The sequence below is a fragment of the Parabacteroides sp. genome, from assembly GCF_977054455.1.
Map to the genome: position 1 here is coordinate 44,344 of NZ_CDRTCT010000029.1, position 21,980 is coordinate 66,323.

The following is a 21,980-nucleotide window of genomic DNA, read 5'->3' on the forward strand; positions in this document are numbered from 1 at the left end:
CGCAAATAAATATTTCTGTATCTTTGGGAGGTTTAAATAAGGTATGAAATTATGAAGGCAATAGAACCAAGTCTGATCAAAGACAATTTTATCGAGATCATAGGAAAAGAGTGGATGCTGGTAAGCGCCGGCGACAAGGACAAGTTCAACATGATGACGGCAAGCTGGGGAGGCGCAGGTTTCCTGTGGAACAAGCCGGTTGTGTTTGTCTTTATCCGTCCGGAACGTTATACCCGCGAGTTTGTCGATGCGAAGGGCGCTTTCACGCTTTCCTTCTTGGGAGAAGAGCATAAGGACGCCCACAAGATTTGCGGTTCGAAGTCGGGACGGGACATCGACAAGGTGGCTGCTACGGGTTTGACGCTCCGCTTTACCGATCTGGGTACCCCTTGTTTCGAGGAATCGCGCCTGACGCTTGAATGCAAAACCCTTTACGTGACTAAGATGGATAAGGATCATTTTGTCGATCCCGCCTTATACGAAAAGTGGTACAGCGCCATGGCGGGGAACCCGCACAACGTCTATGTGGCGGAAATACTGAATGCCTGGGAGAGATAAATCGGAAACTTTCTTTATTTTTGCCGGAAACACAACAAAACACTATGTCTGATACTATGTCAATACGTCTATGGGTTATGACGTTGTTATTCTTCGTCCTCCCCCGTTTGTATGGATCGGATCATCCTTTCCCTGCTTTGCGTTTCGGACATATATCGGTAGAAAACGGACTCCCGACGGACGAGGTGCGCCAGGTGTATCAGGACAAGGACGGGTATATCTGGATCGCCACCAATAGTGGGCTGTGCCTCTATGACGGCTATCAGATCAGGACTTTCAAATCGAACCTGCATACGCCCGGACTGTTGAGCAACAATACTATCAACTGCATCACGGATGACAACCGGCATAACTTGTGGATTGCGACCTACGACGGGGTGAACGTGCTGGATAAGACGAACGGGCAGATACGGAAAATCACCTGTCCGGGATTGCAGCGCAGCATAGTGGACCGCCTGCTGGTCACCTCTTCCGACCGTGTGTTTATCGGGACGGAGACGGGTGTATTCGAATATCTTCCCGGGCAGGATTCCTGCATCGCCTTCAAACCCGGTATCGTGAAGGGGTCTGTCAAGGCTTTGGTCGAAGACTCCAGGCGGAACCTGTGGATCGGAACCTGGTCTGACGGTATCTTCCGGTACGACGGGCAGAAGGATGAGGTGTATGCCTATCCGGCGTTGAACGAGTTGAATTCCGCTTTCGGTATATTCGAGGACAGCAAGCAGCGTATCTGGGTCGCTTCGTGGGGCTATGGCTTGTTCCTGCTTGAGAACCCTTATGAGCCGGAGCATTTGGGCTGGAAGCAGTTCCGGCATGACGACAACGATCCGAACAGCCTTTGCTATGATATCGTCTACGACATGGAGGAAGACCTGAATACGGGGACACTCTGGGTAGGGACCCGTGGCGGGTTGAGCGTGCTTTACGACGAAGAGAACGGCCTGTTCCGGAACTACTGTCCGGACAATTCGGATAAGTCCGTACATTATAATGATGTCAATTCCGTATTCCGGGACGACGAAGGGATGATGTGGCTCGGATTGTTGGGAGGAGGGGTGAATACGGTTATTACCCGCAAACCGGAGTTTAGGCTGGACCGGTTGGAGGCGATCGATAACCCGCTGCTTACGAACTCTTCTGTCCGCAGTCTGATGGTGGACAGGGAAGGGCTGCTTTGGATAGGTCTGGGGAGCTGGGGATTCTTCGTCCATGACCGTGCGGCCGGGAGTTATACCCACAATCTGGATTTGCCGGAGTTTAAGAAGCTGGGCCGTCTGCCTACGGTCAATACGATCGTCCAGTCTCCTACTTCGGAGCGGATTTGGCTGGGGACGTATGACTGGGGAGTTGTTTCCTACGACCGGTCGCTGCCTGCCGGCGAGCAGGCGCAGTTGCTTGACTACGGCTCCGCCCCCTGGTTGCCTAACCAGTGCATCTTTTCGATTTGTGAAGACCGGGAACGGAATACTTGGTTCGGTACCCGTAACGGCATATGTGTCCTTATGGCAAACGGCGAGGGTGTCCGGTTCGATTCCGTGAAACTGGATGGCACTTCTGTCAATGCTTATGCTTATCAGGCTATCGTGCAGGATTCGCAGGGGCAAATCTGGACCGGAACGAATAACGGCGGGGTGATCAGGATCACCGGCGATTTGTCGCGGCCGGGTGAAATGTCGTTTGAACGCTATTCTCTCGACGAAGGTAAGTTGATCAGCATTTCCGTCCTCTCTCTCTTTATCGACAGCCGCAAACGTCTTTGGGCGGGGACGGAAGGAGGGGGACTTAACCTCTATGATCCGGAGCAGGACCGGTTCATCCCGGTGCACAAACTTGCCAATTTGCCCGGCGACGCCATCTTCAGCATCCAGGAGGACCGGCAGGGGAACCTTTGGATGGGTACGAACGTAGGTCTGATGAAAGTCCGTATCCCGGACAATCTTTCGGATGTGGCCTACCGCCTGTACACCGTTTCCGACGGCTTGCAGGATAACATCTTTTACCGGAACACGGCTTTTACCGATACCAACGGCGAGATGTTCTTTGGAGGATACCGCGGCTACAACAGTTTTTTCCCCGACCGGATGACGGACGAAGAGACGTTCCCGCCGGTCCGGATTACGGATATCAAAATATATAATCGTTCCTGGTCTCTGCTCGATGCGGAGGAGAAGGAGGAGATATCCCGGCTGGCACCCGATTTTACGGACCGTATCCGGCTGGACTACCGTAAGAATAACTTCAGCATCGAGTTTGCCGCCTTGAGTTTCTCCAATCCCCGGCAGATTAAATATGCTTATAAACTGGAAGGTTTCGATTCAGGCTGGCAGTATGCCGATGCCTCGCATCCTTTGGCCTATTACAATAACCTGAAGCCGGGGACTTACGGCTTCCTGCTCAAATCGACCAATTCTAACGGGACTTGGAACCAGGCAGTTAGGCATCTGTCGGTCGTGATTTTGCCGCCGCCCTGGAAGTCGGGGTGGGCGTATGCCGGCTATGTCCTTTTGTTGTGCCTCTTGGCGTATGCCGCTTACCGGATCGTGCATTACCGGATCGAGATGCAGAACGCCTTGCATCTAAGCAGCCTCGAACAGGCGAAGGCGGAGGAGGTGAACCATTCCAAATTGCAGTTCTTTACGAATATCACGCATGAATTGTTGACTCCGCTCACCATCCTGTCGGCTGCGGTGGACGAGTTGAAGAGGATCAGTCCGCAGAACGAGGAGCATTATCAGGTCATGACGAACAATATCAATCGCCTCATCCGCCTGCTCCAACAGATACTGGAATTCAGGAAGGCGGAGACCGGCAACCTGAAGTTGAAGGTCTCGCAGGGCGACTTAGCTGCGTTTGTCCGCAACAGTGTGGATAGTTTCCGTCCGCTGATCAAGAAGAAGGAGATCTACTTCTCACTGGTCTGCTGGCCCGAACAGTTGCCTGCCTGGTTCGACACGGACAAGGTAGACAAGATCTTGTATAATCTCCTGTCCAATGCCGCCAAATACAACGAGCCCGGCGGTGTGGTCCGTGTGGAGCTGTCGGTCGTTGAACCGGGGAAAGCCGGGATCGTCATAAAAGATAATGGAAAAGGGCTCTCGCCGGAGGCCGTGAAGAACCTGTTTAAGCGGTTTTACGAAGGTGACTATCGCAAGTTCAAGACGATCGGAACGGGTATCGGGCTTTCGCTGACCAAAGACCTGGTACAGTTGCACAAAGGAAACATAACGGTGTCGAGCAAACAGGACGAAGGTACCGCCTTTACCGTGATCATCCCTATCCGTCGTGATTATTATCTCCCCGAAGAGGTCGATGAAAGCATACGGGTTCAGACAACTCCGGCGACTGCCGTTCCTGTCTTGAAGGAACCGGAAACCGAACCGGCGAAACCGGCCGATCACCTCCGGACTCTGCTGTTGATCGAGGATAATGAGGACCTGTTGCATCTGATGGTCCGCTTGTTGAGTCCGACCTACAAGGTCTTTACCGCTACCACCGGAAAAGAGGGGATGGCGATTATCGGCCGGGAAGATATCGACCTAATCGTCTCCGACATCATGATGCCCGAAATGGATGGGATCGAGTTCTGCAAACGGATGAAAGGCTGCCTTGAAACCAGCCATATCCCTATCGTCCTGCTGACGGCGAAGAACCGGGAGGAAGACCGGGCGGAGGCGTATGATGCCGGTGCGGACGGCTTCATTACGAAGCCGTTCAACCTGAGCGTGCTCCACGCCCGTATCAATAATTTGTTGAAGCAGAAGGAACGTGTGTCGGGCGACTTTAAGAAACAGTTGGTGTTCGAGACAAACGAACTCAACTATACCAGCCTCGACGAGAATTTCCTACAGCAGGCGATCGATTGTGTCAACCGCCACCTGTCGGACCCCGACTTCGACCAGCAAGTATTCCTCGATGAAATGGGTACGAGCAAATCCACCCTCTACCGCAAGCTGAAATCGCTTACCGGACTCAACTCTTCCGCCTTTATTCGGAACATCCGCCTGAAGGCAGCCTGCCGGATCATGGAAGAGAAGAAGCATATCCGCGTTTCCGAATTGGCTTATGCCGTCGGCTTTAACGACCCGAAGTATTTTAGTGTCTGTTTCAAGAAGGAATTCGGCATGCAGCCCAGCGAGTATCTGGAGAAGTTTGTGCCGGGCGATTCGGCGCAAAAGGATTTGCAGGAGGGAACGGATTGAGCTTTTATTTATTAGAGGAAGGTTTAATTATGTTTCAAAATGGGATATAATTGCCGATACCTGTTCAAATTTAACGTTTTACTGAGACTTACCTTTTAAAAATATTCTTTTCTTTGTGAAGACCTTCGAACCACAAATAGTGATCTGAAGTTTGATACCAGGAGATACCATAGTTAATCGTTGACGTATTTTAGAAGAAAAATAGGTATATGGATTTACCTGATAAAATGAATGTTTTTTATTATTATGTATAACCTTAAAATTAAATGGTATGCGGAAAATTGCTAAACCAGTTTGTCTGGTTCTTTTATCCACTGCTTTAAGTTCCGGAGTTGCCGTGCGGGCGGAAGTAATACCCCTGCCGGAGGTGAACGTTGCTCAACAGCAGAAGCAAGTGAAAGGTACAGTTGCCGATGCATTCGGACCGGTTGCCGGTGCGGCTGTCATGGTGAAGGGAACGACAAACGGAGTAAGTACCGACATGAATGGTAACTTTGTTTTAACTGACATCAAAAACGGAGACATTATTCAAGTTTCATTTATCGGCTATCTGACAGCCGAAGTCAAGTACACCGGACAAGCCGATCTTACTGTAGATCTGCGCGAAGACACCCAAAAGCTGGAAGAGGTCGTAGTTGTCGGGTATGGTACGCAGAAAAAAGTCAATGTGACGGGCTCTGTTGCCAATGTAGACAACAAGTTGTTTGAGAACCGTCCTATCACCAACGTATCGTCCGGTTTGCAGGGACTGCTTCCGGGTGTGAGTGTCACACAGAGCAGCGGACAGCCGGGTTCCGATACCGGTACGATCCGTGTGCGTGGTACGGGTACGCTGAACTCTGCCGATCCGATGGTGATCGTCGATGGCGTGGAGTCGACCATGAACGATATCGATGCAAACGATATCGAAACAATTTCAGTACTGAAAGATGCGGCTTCTTCGGCCATTTATGGCTCAAAAGCCGCAAACGGTGTTATTTTGATTACTACCAAGCGGGGTAAGTCAGGTAAAGCATCCATCAGCTATTCCGGTAACTTCGGTTTAACGGAAAGCAACCAGTATCCCTGAGTTCTTCACATCCGCCCAGGTTGCCGAGTATTGGAACGCAGCCCTTCAGTATGAAGGTGACAAACCTATTTATACCGCTGATGAGATCCAGAAATACCGCGACGGGTCCGATCCCGTAAACTATCCGAATACAGACTGGCACGATCTTGTTTATAAAACGGCTTTCCAACAAACCCATAACGTAAATGTGAACGGAGGAAACGAGACGGCACGCTATATGGCGTCCGTCGGTTATCAGGGGCAGGACGGTATTATCGATAACTTCAACAAGAATCAGTATAATATGCGTCTGAACCTCGATATGAATCCGATGAAGAATATGGAGGCTAATTTCAGTCTGGCTTATACGCAACAACGCATTAACTCGCCGGTCGGTGCGTATGACACCGGTGACGTAGCACAGATCCTGCGTCTTTTGAACCGTATTTCCCCGATGGTGGTAGGCCAGTATGACGACGGAACCTATGGCGCCGTATCCGACGGTAACCCGCTTGCCTGGATCCAAGAAGGTGGAACCCAGAACCTGAAGAACCACAACCTATTGGCAATCGGTTCTCTTAAATATACTTTTATTCCGGGACTCTCTTTGAAAGCGCAGGTAGCTTACAAGTTGTATATGGAAGACAAGGACAAATATTCCAAGCGTATCCAGTATAACCCCTCTTATGCACAGGGTACGACGGCCAAGGAAATCACCAATATCTCCTACGACCGTATAACGGCCGATATCACCCCGGAATATAAGAAATCCTTTGGCAATCACAACTTGAATCTATTGGCAGGTTTCCATTCCGAGCTCTATACATATAAAAAAACGTATGCTTATCGTAAGGGGTTCCCGAATAATTCTCTGCCCGATATCAATGCCGGTTCGGCTTCTACTGCCAAAGCGGAAGGGTATAACCAGCAGTTGGCGATGATCTCCTGGTTTGGCCGTATCAACTACGACTATGCCGGTAAATATCTTTTCGAAGCGAATATCCGGCACGACGGTTCGTCCCGTTTCTCTAAAGATAACCGCTGGGGTACTTTCCCGTCCGTATCTGCCGGATGGCGTATTTCGGAAGAAGGTTTCTTCGACGGACTCCGTGAGAAAGTCAATAACCTGAAAATCCGTGCTTCTTGGGGTAAGTTAGGTAATCAGGAGATTTTGGACGGCAATGGTAATTCAAGCTACTATCCGGCCATCTCTATCATGACGCTCGGTAAGGACTACGTGTTGGGTAACTCACTGGCATCAGGCGCCCATACCTATTATGCCGTCAACTCGAATCTGAAATGGGAAGAAACGACCAGTTGGGGAGCAGCTGTTGATGTAGCGTTGCTCGACAAGATTACGTTCACTGCCGAATATTATAACAAGACGACTTCCGGTATTTTGATGAAGATGAACACTGGCGCCATTTACGCTTTGGACAGCTATTGGGCAAACCTGGCAAAGATACGCAACAGCGGTGTCGAACTCTCTGTAAACTATAACGACCAGTTCGGTAAGGTTGGCTTCAATTTCGGTGGTAATGTCGCCTTCAACAAAAACCGCGTACTGGATATCGGAACCAATGAATATGAGTATGTGACCGGTATCGACAACTATACGGCTGTCAACTGGGTAGGCCATCCGATGAACAGTATCTATGCTTATCAAACTGCCGGCATCTTCAATGATCCCGAAGAGATGGCGAAGTGGCCGGAATATGCTTTCACGACGAAGGAGCGCCGCTTGGGTGACGTTAAATATGTCGATACCAACAAAGACGGCAAGATCACTCCTGACGACCGTACGATCCAGGGCTCAACCGACCCGAAAGTTGCATTCGGTTTCCACATCGGACTTAATTACCGCAATTTCGACCTGGTTGCATTCTTCCAGGGGGCAGCCGGCGTTTCCCGTATAATTTCGGAAGGACGCGGCGGACTGAGTGCTTCTACCTCCAAACCGAATGCCTTGTGGCTCGACAGTTGGACACCCGAAAATACGAATGCCGAATATCCGCGTCTGGCAACTCCTAACGCCGATATCAATACGGAACAATCCGATATCTGGGTTCCCAATGCCTCTTATCTTCGTATGAAAGACCTGCAGATTGGTTATACCTTCCCGAAAGCGCTTCTCAGCAAAGTCGGCATTTCCCGCCTGCGCCTCTATTACAGCGGACAGAACTTGTTCACCATCACCGGAATGTTGAAGGGATGGGATCCGGAAGCTCCTGCCGGCCGTGGTAATGCTTTCCCGCAGACGGTTGTCAACTCAGTGGGTGTTAATCTTACTTTCTAACCATTTAAAGAGATTCAAAAGATGAAAAGAATTTTGATTTATATAACGATTGCACTGTCGCTTCTCATGTCAAGTTGTTCCGATTTCCTTGACCGGTATCCGACAGACTCATTGTCTCCCGCTACTTTCTGGCAGACGGAAGACGATGCCTACCTGGCTATGGTAGGATGTTACAATTTGCTCGAACCGATTTACGGCGGTTATAACATGATGTATTGGGATACCGCTTCGGACAACCTCTTCAACTACTTCTCATGGGAAGGTTATAAACCGATTGCCAACGGAAACATGCAGCCCAGTGATGCCGGTACGGACTTCTTCAAGTTCCTCGATATCCGTTCCTGCAATGAATACCTGGCAAACGAGGGCAAGATTGAATGGGGCTCGGTGGAAAAACAAAACCAGTATAAGGCGGAGGTACGTGCAATCCGTGCCATGCTTTACTTCTGGAAGACGGAACAATATGGCGATTATCCTTTCTTCACCGATGTTCCTGAAACACCGGCGGATGCTTTATTGCCGCGCACCGATGTAAATACGATCCGGGAGTTCATTGTTTCCGAACTGAAAGACTGTCTACAGTATTTGCCTGACCGCAGTGGAACGGAAGAAGGCCGTATCAACAAGCAGGCTGCCGAAGCTGTCCTGATGCGCTACTACTTGTATCGTGGCGATTATGCCAATGCGCTCAGCTATGCCAAATCTATACAGAGCAGCGGGCAGTTCTCTTTGCCGGCCATGAGCTATGCGGAGGCGTTTCTGGTAGCCAACCAGTGCAATTCCGAAACGATCCTGAGCCACACTTATCTGGAAAATACGGCTAACAAACTGTATCTGCCCCCGTTTATGCCGAATATGATCGGCGGATGGTCATCTGTCGTTCCGACCGTCAACCTGGTTGAGGCTTACGAAATGAACGACGGACGTACGATCGAAGAAGCGAAGGCCGACGGCGACTATGACGAATCCAATCCGTTTGTCAACCGCGACCCGCGTTTGCGTGCGACCGTCCTCTATCCGGGACAGATCTACGACGACGGCTACAAGTCGACTCCTGACGGATGCTATAACTCCCTGCGTGCCCTTTTCTCCGACGGATCGAAGAACAACGACTATGGTAATAATGCCGATAATGCCAGCAAGACCGGTTTGCAGGTGAAGAAGTTCCTGCAGAACCTGACCCAGTTTGGCGATGTGAACAGTGCAACCATGCATTTCCCGATTTTCCGCTATGCTGAAGTCCTGCTGACAATAGCTGAATGTGACATCGAACTGAACCAGAATATGGACGAAGCCATCGAATGCATGAATCTCGTACGTGCCCGTGCCGGTATGCCGAATGTCAACACTGCGAAATATAACAGCCAGAGCACCTTGCGCGAGTTGGTTCGCCGTGAACGCCGTGTCGAGTTTGCCAGTGAGGGCCTTCGCCGTTCCGACCTGAAACGTTGGGGATTACTGACGAAGACTTTGAGCGGCTTCGAGATCCTTCGCTATGATGGCGATGTGACTAAGCATCTCAATGCAGAAGGCGATTACGATGTGAAGATCACAGGCAAGAATGTCGTTAGCGGTGAAACCTATAAGTTCCAGAAACATAACGAACTGTTGCCGATACCGCTTACACAGATGGAAATCAACAAGAACCTGAAACAGAACGAGGGTTATAATTGATACTATTCCTTCGGGCTAAGCCTCTGTGAAGGTGTCAAGTCCTGTTTACCGGACGCAGATCATGCAGGTGTACGTACAGCCTATACTGTGCATTCTGTCTTGTCTGCGTCCGATTTATGAAAGAAAACGTAGTAATCCCCGAAGAATATTTTTATATTCGGGACGATTTTAAGGAGGAACCCTGTTTCGGGCTCTGTTTCTTTACGATATAATTTTAATACTATGATTCAGAATACTGTCGCAACAAAGAAGAACCTGTTTGAATTCTTCCTGCCCCTGCTGCTTTTCCTCTTTTCACTGGCAGCCTGCGGACCGGACGATAAGGAGGCGAAAGCGGAAAGTCGGGACTATCCTGCTATTTTCCCCGATTATACCGGTGTGACAGTTCCATATAACATCGCACCCCTGAATTTCGGTGTGCCCGAAGCCAAGGAAATAAAGGTAGTCGTCAAAGTAGACGGAAACGAGCTGGCACGGTTGCAGGGGGGAGCGTGTGTGAAGTTTCCTGAAAAAGATTGGAAAGAATGGCTTCGTCATTATGCCGGGAAAACCCTCGATATGACAGTCTCCGTCTGGACCGATGAAGATCCCGGAGGCATCCGTTATACATCCTTTCCGGTGCATATCGCGACAGGCGGCATCGACCCCTGGATCGCCTATCGCCTGATAGAGCCGGGTTACGAACTGTGGAACCGGATGGGAATCTACCAGCGTGACCTGACCTCATTTGAAGAAAATGCGATTGTGACGAACCGTGAGAATCATGATGGCTGCATCAATTGCCACTCTTTCTGCAACTATTCGCCAGACAACTTTATGTTTCATGCCCGTGGCGTGAACGGTACGACCGTGCTGGTCCGTGACGGTCAGCCCGCCCGTCTTGACCTGGTGAAAATGGAGCCCAACAAATCCGGGACTTATCCGATGTGGCATCCTTCGGGCCGCTACATTATTTTTTCTTCCAACGACACGCACCAGGCGTTCTATCACTTCGGGCACATGCCGGTAGAAGTGTACGACTTGTCTTCAGACCTGATGATCTATGATGTGGTCCATAACCGGGTCTTGACCGATCCCCGTTTTACAAACCGGGAAAATATGGAAACCTTCCCCGCCTTTTCCCCCGATGGGAAAGAGGTCTATTTCTGCACGGCCCCGACCCGGAAAATGCCGATGGAGTATAAATCACTGAAATATGCCCTTTGCCGGGTAGGCTTCGACGAGCAGACCGGACAATTGCTCGGACAGGTCGATACGCTCTATAATCCTGCGACTGCGGGAGGAAGCGTCTCTTTTCCCCGTCTCTCTCCTGATGGGAAATTCCTGCTTTATACCGAAGCCGCTTGTGCCACTTTCCCCATCTGGCATGCCGAAGCCGATCTGAAAATGATCCGCCTTGCTGACAATAGGGAGATGGACACATCTTCCCTCAATAGCGATGATACGGAAAGCTACCACTCTTGGTCGTCCGACGGGCGTTGGGTACTCTTTAGCAGCCGGCGGCTGGATGGCCGCTACACCCGCCTTTTCATCGCAGCAGTGGATGAGAACGGCTGTTTCGGCAAGCCATTTCTCCTGCCCCAGGAAGACCCGGAGCACAACACTTTGCGGATGAAATCCTATAATATACCGGAGTTTATCCGGGGAGAAGTAAAACTGGACAAAGGGAAAGTCTCTTCCCTGTTTGATATCGAATAGAAAACATGAAAAAGAAGAACGACATAAAGACGAAGCGGATCGGGCTGGCATGGCATTACGGACTCTTGCCTCTTGTCTGGCTTTTATGGTATTTTTTGTATCCGGAAACGATTGGCAATGTGGAGGCAGAAAGCTTTTTCGTGTGGACGCCCGACTATGTGGACGCAAAACTCTCCGGGGGAGTGGCCGGGATATTGTCGCTTGCTTCCGGTTTCTTGTCCCAGTTTTTCCGTTGGCGCGAAGGAGGTGTGTTGATCCAGACACTCCTTTTCGGCTGTATGTTGGGCTTGTCTGACCTGTTGTCCAGCCGTTTGCGTTGCCGGGAGTGCGCTTGGTTCTCGTGGGTGGTTGCCGGGCTGTTCCTTTGCCTGCAATTACATTGGGGGCGGCTTGAACCGGCTTTAGGTGTTTTGGCGGGGTACGGGCTTCTCGTGTCGTGTGTCGTCCTTCTGCCGGAACGTTTTCGCCTTGCCATCCCTTTGCGCTTGTTGCGGATCTCGAACCCGAAAATACATTATGGGCTGTCTGCTGCCATCATACTGTCTGTCTTAGTCCTGTTCGCCCTATCCCCGTCGGCGCACGACCGGGAAAAAAGGATTGCTGTCAAGCAGGCGGCAACGGCGACCGCCTGGAATGCCGTTCTCCGCTATATTACGCCTGCCGAGGCCTTGCACGATCCGATGTTGCAGCGGTACACCCTTCTGGCATTTGCCGGGATGGATAAACTGGCGGAGAATCTGCCGAGATTCCGCCTGTCTTCGCCTGACAGTTTCTATTTCTATTTGCCGTCCACACCTGAGGAACGCTATTTCAATGCTTTATTTTATCGTTCTCTGGGCTTGTATAACGAGTATGTGCATCAACTCTCCGAGGTAGCTATCCAATATTCGGACGGGATGACTTTCGGTTGCCTCCGGCAGATAACAGACGGTTATCTGAAGATGGGGAATGTCCGTCTGGCAAAGAAGTACCTGACCCTGCTGAACCGCTCCACCTGTCATGCGGGATGGGTACGGTCGCGGTTGGCTCTCTTGGATGCGTTGAAAGAAAAGCCGGTGGAGACGCCGGAGAAAAGCTATTTCGATATTTTCATCGGTTCCTATCCTTTCCTGCACGAGATGGAACTTTTGTTGAAGGAAAACCCTCATAACGCCCGTGTGAAAATGTATTTTGAAGCCGCTTCCGGCCTCTAAACCTATGGATCTGCGGCTTAGACGATGCCCAGTTCGCGGAGCATCTGTTCCGTGTGCGTCAGGAAATATTTCGTCAGTTGGTAATGTTCCGTTTCTTCGAAAGAAGCCAGGCGGGCACCGTCTTCGTCTATGTTGTAGATGTCGGCTCCCGGATAAGCCATCAGTATCGGAGAATGGGTGGAGATGATGAGCTGGCATCCCTGGTCCACCAACTCTTTTATCCGTACGAGCAGCGACAGTTGGCGCTGGGGGGAAAGGGCGGCTTCCGGCTCGTCGAGGATATAGAGCATGTTCCGTTCTCCGTAGTTGAGGAACGTGCTGAGGAAACTTTCACCGTGCGACTGTTCCAGCAGGCGTCGTCCTCCATAGCGTGCCATGGAGTAGTCGCGCCCGTATTTGAGGATGTCGCGCATCGATTGGGCATCGATCTCGCGGGCATGGTCGAAAAAGGATTCGGCACGGAAAAAGAAATGGTCGTCCGGCTTGCGCACTTCCACTAAGCGAATCTGGTCGGGCAAGACATTGGCGAGGACCTTGTGGCTCTCGTCTCCATCGTTCAACATGCCTTGTAAATCTTCGTTGCGCCGCTCATATTTATACATGACGGCCTCTAACAAGGTCGATTTGCCGATCCCGTTTTCTCCCACTAAGAACGTGACGGGCTTCGTGAATACCAGTTCTTCCATATACCGCACGGCTGCTGCCTTGTACGGATATTTCAGGTCTTCTACCGGCCCCGACACCTCGTCCGGATTGATTAGTTTGATTTGCTTCAGATAAACCATGATATAGTTGACAATTGAAAATTAGAGAAAGCCGGGCTTTCCCGATACTAAGATACGAAAGAAAAGTAACTTTCAACTTCAAATTCTGCAAAACTTGATCTCTGCATGTTCCGCCTGTCCTGTAATCCCCTATTTTCCGTACATCTACGATACGCGATATCTTCTGGGCGGATCACGCAGGGAGAGACATACGTTTTGAAGTTCACTTAAATGACAGGTACGGTGCGAGCCGTTTCTTGTCCGTATCTGTAAATTCTTCAATCAGTTGCAGGTTCTCCCATCCGGAGAGCCTGCTTTTTTGTTTTCGGAGCTGTTCGATCGCTTTTGCCTGCCGGTAGTCGAGGTAAGGATGCTTGCGGAGGGCGGCGGCAGGCAATGTGTTGACCTCTAACCGGCGTATGTGGAGCGTGTCGAGGGTGAACCAGGGGGCGAGGGCTTGGTAGCGTTCTTCGTCGATCCCGTACACTTCCGCCAACTGGCTGACATCGTAGAAGCCGCCCAAGAGCTCCCTGTATTTCACGATCCGCCGGGCGAAGGCGCTGCCGATGCCGGGAACTTTTTTCAGGATCGTGGTGTCGGCGGTGTTGAGCTCGACAAGGGTCCCTGCCGTGTACTTTTCCGTCCGGGTGTAAGGGGGATATCCTTTTCGTTTCTTCCCTGCAGGGTAGGAGCTGTTCCCCGCAAGGGTGGGATTTTTACCTTTAAGGGTATTTTTATTTCCGTTCGGATGGGATACGGATTCCTGCCGGATAGAATCGGTTTCCCTTTCGGATGTGTTTTTTCCGGTGATGATCCGTTTTTCGCCCGATGCCTGTCGGTTTTCCGTTCGATGGGCATCCGTCTGCGAAGCGATAGGCATCCGTTTCCCGTCTGTCCAAAGCAATAAAATCCAGGAAATGGTGATGAGGCAAAGGAGCAAAGTCAGTGCCCTCCGTTCGCCTTTGGAGAAATAGAGAAGGTCGCGCCAGTTCATAGTCGAATCTGTTTATGGTTTGATGTTCCGTAGTCGTTTTATATGAGAGATACTTTGCGCTTGATGTATAATGTCTAATACTTCGATTTGTTTAGCCGTTATACGGTAGACGATCAGATGGGCGGGAAGGACAATTCTTCTATATCGTTTATCTTTTGTCGGAAGATAAGGATATTCCGCATGTAGCAAGTAGTCTGTGGCTAATTGCCGTACTTTTTCAAATATAAGGTTCTCGTATTGGATTGCTATTTGTTCACCGAAGTTTTCTTTTCCATATGTAAAGATTTGGTCGACTGATGAATAAAAAAGCAAAGAGGCGATTACCGGTTTTGCCTTTGTTCCCTCCATTGTTGCATCATTCTTTTACCGTCTTCAAGTGTATAGAAAGGTCCTTGTTCGGCTTCGCGAATCATGTTCGCGAGCTGTTCGGTGGAAAGCGTTCCGCTTTCGGTAGCAGGATCGAATCCGTAGCGGGAAGTTCTATCTTCTCTTATCTGCTGCATTTCTTTCCAAGTAGGAAATGGATCTTCTGTCGTTTTCCGGAAAGATACCGCTCTTTTCTTTCGAATGGTTTTGATCTCCATAAGGCAATTGTTATTAAGTGAATACTCTTTCACAAAGGTAGAAGTTCCCTGCGGATAAGCAAGGGACTTCCCGGTTTATTTTAAAATAGTTTCTTCAACTGGTCGAGCAGGCCCAGTTCGTTTAGGAATACGATGCCGATGACGATCGGGGAGACGTATTTCATGAAGAAGACATAGATGGAGAAGAGGCGGAACTTGATCGTCCCTTCGTTGGTCAGCTCGGCTTTCAGGATCTTCTTGTCGACACGCGTCCCGACGAAGATGCAGGTCAGCATTCCCCCTAACGGCAACATGATCTTGGCCGTCAGGTAATCCAGCGCATCGAAAAAGATCAGTCCGCCTATCGTGAACTCTTTCAATAACCCGAACGAGAGTGAACTGAGTATGCCTAAGAATAAAACGCCGGCAGAGACGAACCAGGCCGCTTTCTTCCGTGTCATATGGAACTCTTCATGGATATAGGCGGTAACCACCTCATGCAGGGAAATGGTGGAAGTCAGCGCCGCCATCGCCAGCAGGATATAGAAGATAAGCGACCACAAGCTGCTGAACGGCAACTGCTCGAATACGTTGGGCAGGGTGATGAATACCAGTTGGGCGCCTGCCGACGGGGCGATCCCGAAGCTGAAGACGGCCGGGAAGATCATGATCCCCGCCAGGACCGCCACGAAGGTATTGATGATCGTCACCTGCCAGGCCGTCGCCAGCATATTGGTGTCTTTTCCGAAATAAGAAGAATAGGTAATCAGGCAACCCATGCCGAGGCTCAGCGAGAAGAACGCCTGCCCGACGGCACTCAGCACGACGGATGAAGTCAGCTTGCTGAAATCCGGTTTGAACAGGTACACCAGCCCCGCTTCCGCATTCGGCAACGTGACGGAACGTATGCACATCACGACCAGGATGAGGAACAGGAGCGGCATCATGATCTTGGAAGCCCGCTCGATCCCTTTCTCCACACCCGAAGCGATCACGAAATGCGTCAGCCCGATAAAGATCGCCGTCCAGAAGATCGGTCGCCAGACATTGGAAGAGAAGTTGTCGAAGTCGGCGGTAAAGTCCACGCCTGGCGTACTGTAAAGGCTGCCGTTCACCGTCTGCCAGACATATTCGAGTGTCCAGCCGGAGACGACCGCATAGAAGCCTAAGATCAGGAAGGCGGCCAGGATGCCGTTGTATCCGATCCAGCACCATTTGGTTCCGGGGGCCATCTTCTTGAACGAGCCGACCGTGTTGCTGCGGGAGTACCGGCCGATGAAGAATTCGGTTACCATCACCGGAATGCCTAAGAATATCATGAAAAGAATATAGATGAGCAGGAACGCGGCACCGCCGTTCGTTCCTAACATATAGGGAAAACGCCAGATGCTTCCCAATCCTACGGCGCATCCTACGGTAGCTAGGATAACTCCGAGTTTGCTACCGAATGTGACTCTGTTGTCCGCCATGTTTGAATGAATAATTAAGAATTAAAAATTAAGAAATAATAGCCCTCTTGTCACTTTCCCTTTTCAACTTTCCTCTTCCGACTGTTGGACCGTTCCGTCCTTGATGTGGATCACGCGGTCCGTATCGGTTGCCAGTTGCTCGTCGTGCGTGACGATCACGAATGTCTGGTGCATCTGGTCGCGCAGGTCGAAGAAGAGCTTGTGCAATTCTTCCTTATTCTTGGTGTCCAGACTGCCCGAAGGTTCGTCGGCAAGGATCACGGACGGGTTGTTGATGAGGGCGCGGGCAACGGCTACGCGCTGTTTCTCTCCGCCCGACAGCTCGTTGGGCTTGTGGGACATCCGGTCCGTCAGGTTCATGAAGTCGAGGATCTCCTTCGCCCTTTTCTCTGCCGCAGCCGGTTTTTCACGGGCGATCAGTGCCGGGATCATCACGTTCTCCAAAGCCGTGAACTCCGGCAAAAGCTGGTGGAACTGGAAGACGAAGCCGATGTTCCGGTTGCGGAAAGCGGCCAGTTTTTCTTCGGAAAGACGTACGGTTTCCGTCCCGTTTATATATAGTTTGCCGCTATCGGGAGCATCCAGCGTCCCGATGATCTGAAGCAGGGTCGTCTTGCCTGCCCCGCTCGGGCCGACAATCGCCACGACCTCGCCCTCGCCTATCGTCAGGTCGATTCCTTTCAATACTTGCAGGGAGCCGAAGCTCTTGGTTATTCCTTCTGTTTGTATCATGTCAGTCTTCTGCTTTCATTTGGTTAATGACATAGGAGGCTAAGTAGCATCCGAATATGGCAGGCATATAAGATACCGTGCCGGTCGTGGTGCGTTTGCATTGCTCGCCTTCCACTTCTATGATGGCATCCGGATTGGCGATCTCGGTGGAGAAGACAACCGGGATTCCTCTGTTTACACCCAATCCGCGCAGCCGCTTGCGTACGGCTTTCGCCAGGCCGCAGTTGCAGGTCTTCGATATATCCGCGATCCTGACCTGCGACGGGTCCCGTTTGGCTCCGGCGCCCATCGAGGAAACGACGGGGATATCTTTCTTATAAGCGTGATATAAAAGGAATACCTTCGGGCTGAGGGAGTCGATCGCGTCGATGACGAAATCATACCGGGTCGCCGAGAGCACCTCTTCCGTCCGCTCGTCGCGCAGGAACTCGTTCAGGACGTTTAGTTTCAGCCTCGGATTGATATCCGACAGGCGACGGGCTACGACTTCGGCTTTCGGCATTCCTAACGTCGAATGTAACGCCGGCAGTTGGCGGTTGATATTGCTCTCGTTCACCGTGTCTGCATCGACAATCGTCATGTGGCCGATTCCGGCCCGGCATATCTGTTCGGCGGCATAAGCGCCCACACCTCCTAATCCTACTATCAGCACATGGCTATGTGCAAGCTGTTCCATCCGGTCGGCCCCTAACAAAAGCTCCGTCCGTGTGTTCCAATTGTAACTCATTAAAATGATTTTGAATGCAAAAGTAATAAATCATTCAGAAACGCCCTGCTATTTAGTCATCTTTTAACGAAAACGGGCCGGTGCTTCCGGTTGTGGCGGATAAGGAATAATTTGTATCTTTGTCCGCAATAAATTCAAATACCTATGAAGATACAACTCTATTGGCTGCTTTCGGCAGCATTATTATTGTTATTACCTCAGAAGGCAGACGCCGCAAATAACAAGAAACCGTTCGTCATCCCTGAATTGCAGGAGTGGAGAGGAAGTCAGGGAATGTTCACCCCTACGGCGACATCCCGGATCGTCTATACCGGAAAAGATCCGGCCGTGGCCCGTGTCGCCAACCAGTTTGCCGAAGATTATGAACTGATGTTCGGCCGCCGCATGAAGGTCGTGCAAGGCCGTGCCGCTGCCGGCGATTTTGTTTTGTCCCTTTCGTCCGACAACCGTTTGGGAGAGGAAGGCTACACGATGAAGATCACCGACCGCGTCACCGTTGCCGCTCCCAAGAGCAAGGGACTGTATTGGGCTACCCGCACGTTGCTGCAACTGACCGAACAGCAGGCTGACCAGGCTTTGCCGAAAGGAACGGCCCGCGATTATCCCGATTATGCGATCCGTGGCTTTATGATGGATTGCGGACGTAAGTTTATCCCGATGAGCATGTTGCGCGACTATGTGAAGATGATGGCTTACTATAAGATGAACACCTTCCAGATCCATCTGAACGATAATGCCTTCAAGCAGTATTACAACCACGACTGGAACAAGACCTATTCGGCTTTCCGCCTCGAATGCGAAACTTTCCCCGGCCTGACCGCCCGTGACGGCTATTATACGAAAAAGGAGTTTATCGCCCTGCAACAACTCGCCGACAGCCTGGGTGTGGAGATTATCCCGGAGATAGACGTGCCGGCCCATTCGCTTGCACTTACACAATACAAGCCGGAGATCGGAAGTGCGGAATACGGCATGGACCATCTCGACCTGTTCAAGCCTGAAACATACGAGTTCGTAGACGCTCTTTTCCGCGAGTACCTGGAGGGGCGCAATCCGGTCTTTGCCGGCAAACGCGTCCATATCGGAACGGACGAATATTCCAACAAGAAGCAGGATGTGGTGGAGAAATTCCGTGCTTTCACCGATCATTATATCCGTTTCGTGGAAGGTTTCGGCAAGCAGGCTTGTGTCTGGGGAGCCTTGACGCATGCGAAGGGCGAGACGCCTGTCAAGTCGAAGAATGTGTTGATGAGTGCCTGGTATAACGGCTATGCCGATCCGAAAGAGATGATCAAGCAAGGGTATGACCTGATCAGCATTCCCGACGGATACCTGTATATCGTTCCCGCAGCCGGCTATTATTACGATTACCTGAATACGGAAATGCTTTATAAGGAATGGACGCCCGCCCATGTCGGGAAAGAGGTGTTCCCCGAAAAGCATAAGCAGATCAAAGGCGGTATGTTTGCCGTCTGGAACGACCATGCGGGCAACGGCATCAGTACGAAGGATATTCACTACCGCGTGTTTCCCGCCCTGCAGACGTTGGCCGTCAAAATGTGGACAGGGAAGGATTGTGCCGTCCCGTATGAAGAATTCAACAGTGCACGGATGGCAATCAGCGAAGCGCCGGGCGTGAACGTCGCCGGACGTATCGGGACGAAACCGCGTGCCGTCTACAACCTCGAAACGTTGAAGCCGGGAATGGAAACGGGATTGAAAGAGATCGGCTACCATTACACCGTCTCTTTCGATATCAAAGCGGAGACGGAGGAAAAGGGAACCGAGTTGTTCCGTTCGCCTGACGCCGTCTTTTACCTGTCTGATCCGGCTTCCGGAAAGTTGGGATTTATCCGCGATGGCTATCTGAATACCTTCAACTACCAGTTCTATCCCGAAGAGACCGCGTCGGTAACCATTACTGGGGACGAGAAATCTACGCGGCTTTACATCGACGGAAAGTTGAAAGAGGATCTGACTATCCGGAAACAGTATTTCAACGGAGGAAAAGATTCGATGAATTATGTCCGCACATTGGTGTTCCCGTTGGAAAAAGCGGGAGATTTCAAGAGCTCGATTCGTAATGTGGAAGTCTTGAACTATTGCAAGTCCTTCGAATAACCGCCGAATACGGGTTGGAATGCCCCTGTATCCTCCATGTTAGGGTACAGGGGCATTTTTACTTTAGGTGAAACCTATTTCTTTATTTTCTGATAAATCATTTGCAAAGCCGCCAGCCTTGTCGCTTTCCCGGCTTCGATGCCCGTCAGGTCCGTTCCGCCCAGTTTTTCCCAGGCGGCTAATGTCGCCGCATCCACCGGGTCTTGCAGGCGGGCATTCCATTCGGGGAGATAGCCTCGCAGTCCCAAATATTGCACCATGCGGAAGTGGGGACTCGTGTAATCCACATCCTTGAAATACATGAGCGTAGCCTTCTGGTCGACCAGCTTGTCCTGCAGGCGGGAGAGGTTGATGTTCTGCACCTTCACCTTTCCATCGATCGAAAGGGCCGAAGCGATACCGGCGGCCTGTCCCATCGCCATCCAGCAGGGCTCCATGCGCAGGGTGGAAAATCCGATGTGCGAACCCGACACCGGGACGGGCAACAGGAGGTTGTCCACCTCTTTCGGGACCATCACGCCATAAGGGACTGTGTAAACTGCCGACGGATAGCTCAGGAAACCGTCCAGATGCACCCTCCCTTCTTCTCTTTTCCGTACCGCATGCGAGTCCAGCGCATAATGGCTCGCCGTTATGCTGCTTTCGTGGATGGGCGGGCGACTGCCGATCGTTACCGGAATGGCATCGTTGGCGGTAAAGAAGTAGGCGCCTTCGAAACGACGGCCTTCGCGGACGTAGACCTGGCGTGGAAAATGCCCGTTATCCGTGTATTCGTCTTTCGAAAGTCCCCATTCTTTTGCCGCTTTACGGAAGTGGGCGGGCAGTTCGGGATCGTTCTGGGCGAACCAGAAAAGCCCTTCGGTATAGTCACGCAGACGTTGGGCGAACTTGTCGCGCCATTCCCACGAAGAGGTGGGCCAGGGCCAGTTCTCTTCCGGCAGGTCGGTCGATACGAACACGCCGTGCTGGTTATTGGCGTCCGTCTTCATGTTCGGGACATGGACGATGTTGGTGATCTTGGCGATCCCCCATTTGTCGCCCGGAAGTTTGGAGGGGTTGCCGGCCTTGATATGCTTCCGGTTCTCTTCCATCATTTCGGAAGTCACGCGTTGCATGGCGGCATCCGTGTTGCGTCCGGTCCAGACGTCCTCCACGATGGAGGCATAGTCTTCGCGGTTGTAACGGGCCGGTTTGGTGAAAGCCACGCGGTTCGCCGGATTGTTGGTCAGGCAGAGGCGGTAATTGTAGGACTGCACGGCATTGTCTTTCTTGAACGTGCTGCCGTCACCTTCCGGACCGCCCCAATACTTGTAGACGCGTCCGGCTCCGGGCTCGCCGAACTCGTCTTTCCCTTCGCGCCCTACGCGGAAAGGAACGCCGGCGGCGGCTCCGAGGTCACCTTCGTAGGTGGCATCCAGGAATACCGAACCGGTGTATTCCTCCATCTCCCCGGTTTCCCGGTTCAGGATGCGGATCTTCTCGATGCGGTTGTCGCGCATGACGATGTTTTCGTCTTCGGCATCGAACTGGCGCATGGTGAGGACGGTGATCTTGTCCTTCTGCCCGTCGAGCATCTTCTGGAAGATGCGTGCCCCGACGGAGGGTTCGAAATGGTAGCCGTCGCTGCATACCTTCACCTGCTCGGAGTCAGGGCCGTAGGTGTCGATATAGTATTGTTTCACTCCGTCCACAAACTCACGGAACAGGCCGGTCGTTGCGGCACGGGTGGCGATGTCGGTTGCTCCGAGTCCGTTGGCGGGAAGTCCGCCGACATAGCGGGTACGTTCGAGTATCACCGATTTCTTCCCCATCCGGGCGGCCGAGATGGCTGCCATGATGCCTCCGGGGTTGCCGCCGACGATCACCAGGTCGTAGGACGACTGGCCGAATGCGGCCGCACAGGCCAAAAGGAGAGAGAGTATAAGTGTTTTCTTTCTCATAAGG

Annotated in this window: 16 protein-coding genes; 8 read left to right on the forward strand and 8 right to left on the reverse strand. The window is 51.5% G+C overall.

Translation table 11 applies throughout. The features are described 5' to 3' along the window. Positions 1-51: 51 nt before the first annotated feature. The 7 genes from ACW6QF_RS14735 (at position 52) to ACW6QF_RS14765 (ending at position 12,666) form a co-directional block, all read left to right on the forward strand. Positions 52-558: a flavin reductase family protein gene (locus tag ACW6QF_RS14735; protein WP_456088371.1), complete on the forward strand. Its 507-nt coding sequence runs from the start codon at positions 52-54 to the stop codon at positions 556-558. Positions 559-614: 56 nt separating this feature from the next. After that, positions 615-4,757 (forward strand): hybrid sensor histidine kinase/response regulator transcription factor, encoded by a 4,143-nt coding sequence (locus tag ACW6QF_RS14740; protein WP_456088372.1) that lies wholly within the window; start codon positions 615-617, stop codon positions 4,755-4,757. 271 nt (positions 4,758-5,028) lie between these two features. Beyond that, positions 5,029-5,826, forward strand: coding sequence for a TonB-dependent receptor plug domain-containing protein (locus ACW6QF_RS14745; RefSeq protein WP_456088373.1), 798 nt, complete (start codon positions 5,029-5,031; stop codon positions 5,824-5,826). Then, positions 5,819-8,101 carry a SusC/RagA family TonB-linked outer membrane protein gene (locus ACW6QF_RS14750; protein ID WP_456088391.1) on the forward strand — a complete coding sequence of 761 codons (2,283 nt, stop codon included), beginning with the start codon at positions 5,819-5,821 and terminating at the stop codon, positions 8,099-8,101. The genes ACW6QF_RS14745 and ACW6QF_RS14750 overlap by 8 nt, the downstream gene beginning before the upstream one ends. Positions 8,102-8,122: 21 nt before the next feature. Beyond that, positions 8,123-9,775, forward strand: a complete 1,653-nt coding sequence (locus ACW6QF_RS14755) for a RagB/SusD family nutrient uptake outer membrane protein (protein ID WP_456088374.1) — start codon at positions 8,123-8,125, stop codon at positions 9,773-9,775. Positions 9,776-9,997: 222 nt separating this feature from the next. After that, positions 9,998-11,473, forward strand: a complete 1,476-nt coding sequence (locus ACW6QF_RS14760; protein WP_456088375.1) for a TolB family protein — start codon at positions 9,998-10,000, stop codon at positions 11,471-11,473. Positions 11,474-11,478: 5 nt separating this feature from the next. Further along, complete coding sequence (locus tag ACW6QF_RS14765; protein ID WP_456088376.1) at positions 11,479-12,666, forward strand: DUF6057 family protein; 1,188 nt, start codon at positions 11,479-11,481, stop codon at positions 12,664-12,666. 17 nt (positions 12,667-12,683) lie between these two features. Here ACW6QF_RS14765 and ACW6QF_RS14770 read toward each other — a convergent pair whose 3' ends face one another. The 7 genes from ACW6QF_RS14770 to ACW6QF_RS14800 all read right to left on the reverse strand — a co-directional run bounded on the left by ACW6QF_RS14770 (position 12,684) and on the right by ACW6QF_RS14800 (position 17,915). Continuing rightward, entirely contained in the window at positions 12,684-13,451 is a 768-nt protein-coding gene (locus ACW6QF_RS14770; protein ID WP_456088377.1) for an AAA family ATPase, read from the reverse strand. A gap of 202 nt (positions 13,452-13,653) precedes the next feature. Then, positions 13,654-14,424, reverse strand: coding sequence for a helix-hairpin-helix domain-containing protein (locus ACW6QF_RS14775; protein ID WP_456088378.1), 771 nt, complete (start codon positions 14,422-14,424; stop codon positions 13,654-13,656). 12 nt (positions 14,425-14,436) lie between these two features. Then, positions 14,437-14,772 (reverse strand): type II toxin-antitoxin system RelE/ParE family toxin, encoded by a 336-nt coding sequence (locus tag ACW6QF_RS14780; protein ID WP_456088379.1) that lies wholly within the window; start codon positions 14,770-14,772, stop codon positions 14,437-14,439. Next, positions 14,745-15,008 carry a hypothetical protein gene (locus ACW6QF_RS14785; protein WP_456088380.1) on the reverse strand — a complete coding sequence of 88 codons (264 nt, stop codon included), beginning with the start codon at positions 15,006-15,008 and terminating at the stop codon, positions 14,745-14,747. Before ACW6QF_RS14785 ends, ACW6QF_RS14780 begins: the two co-directional genes overlap by 28 nt. 80 nt (positions 15,009-15,088) lie before the next feature. Beyond that, positions 15,089-16,456, reverse strand: coding sequence for a sodium-dependent transporter (locus tag ACW6QF_RS14790; RefSeq protein ID WP_456088381.1), 1,368 nt, complete (start codon positions 16,454-16,456; stop codon positions 15,089-15,091). Positions 16,457-16,519: 63 nt separating this feature from the next. Next, complete coding sequence (locus tag ACW6QF_RS14795; protein WP_456088382.1) at positions 16,520-17,188, reverse strand: ABC transporter ATP-binding protein; 669 nt, start codon at positions 17,186-17,188, stop codon at positions 16,520-16,522. 1 nt (position 17,189) lies between these two features. Further along, complete coding sequence (locus tag ACW6QF_RS14800) at positions 17,190-17,915, reverse strand: tRNA threonylcarbamoyladenosine dehydratase (protein ID WP_456088383.1); 726 nt, start codon at positions 17,913-17,915, stop codon at positions 17,190-17,192. A 144-nt stretch (positions 17,916-18,059) separates the two neighbouring features. Here ACW6QF_RS14800 and ACW6QF_RS14805 point away from each other — a divergent pair, with 144 nt between their 5' ends. Next, complete coding sequence (locus ACW6QF_RS14805) at positions 18,060-20,036, forward strand: family 20 glycosylhydrolase (protein WP_456088384.1); 1,977 nt, start codon at positions 18,060-18,062, stop codon at positions 20,034-20,036. A gap of 74 nt (positions 20,037-20,110) precedes the next feature. On the opposite strand, the gene ACW6QF_RS14810 is transcribed toward ACW6QF_RS14805, so the two are convergent. After that, positions 20,111-21,976 (reverse strand): FAD-dependent oxidoreductase, encoded by a 1,866-nt coding sequence (locus ACW6QF_RS14810; RefSeq protein ID WP_456088385.1) that lies wholly within the window; start codon positions 21,974-21,976, stop codon positions 20,111-20,113. Positions 21,977-21,980 lie beyond the last annotated feature (4 nt).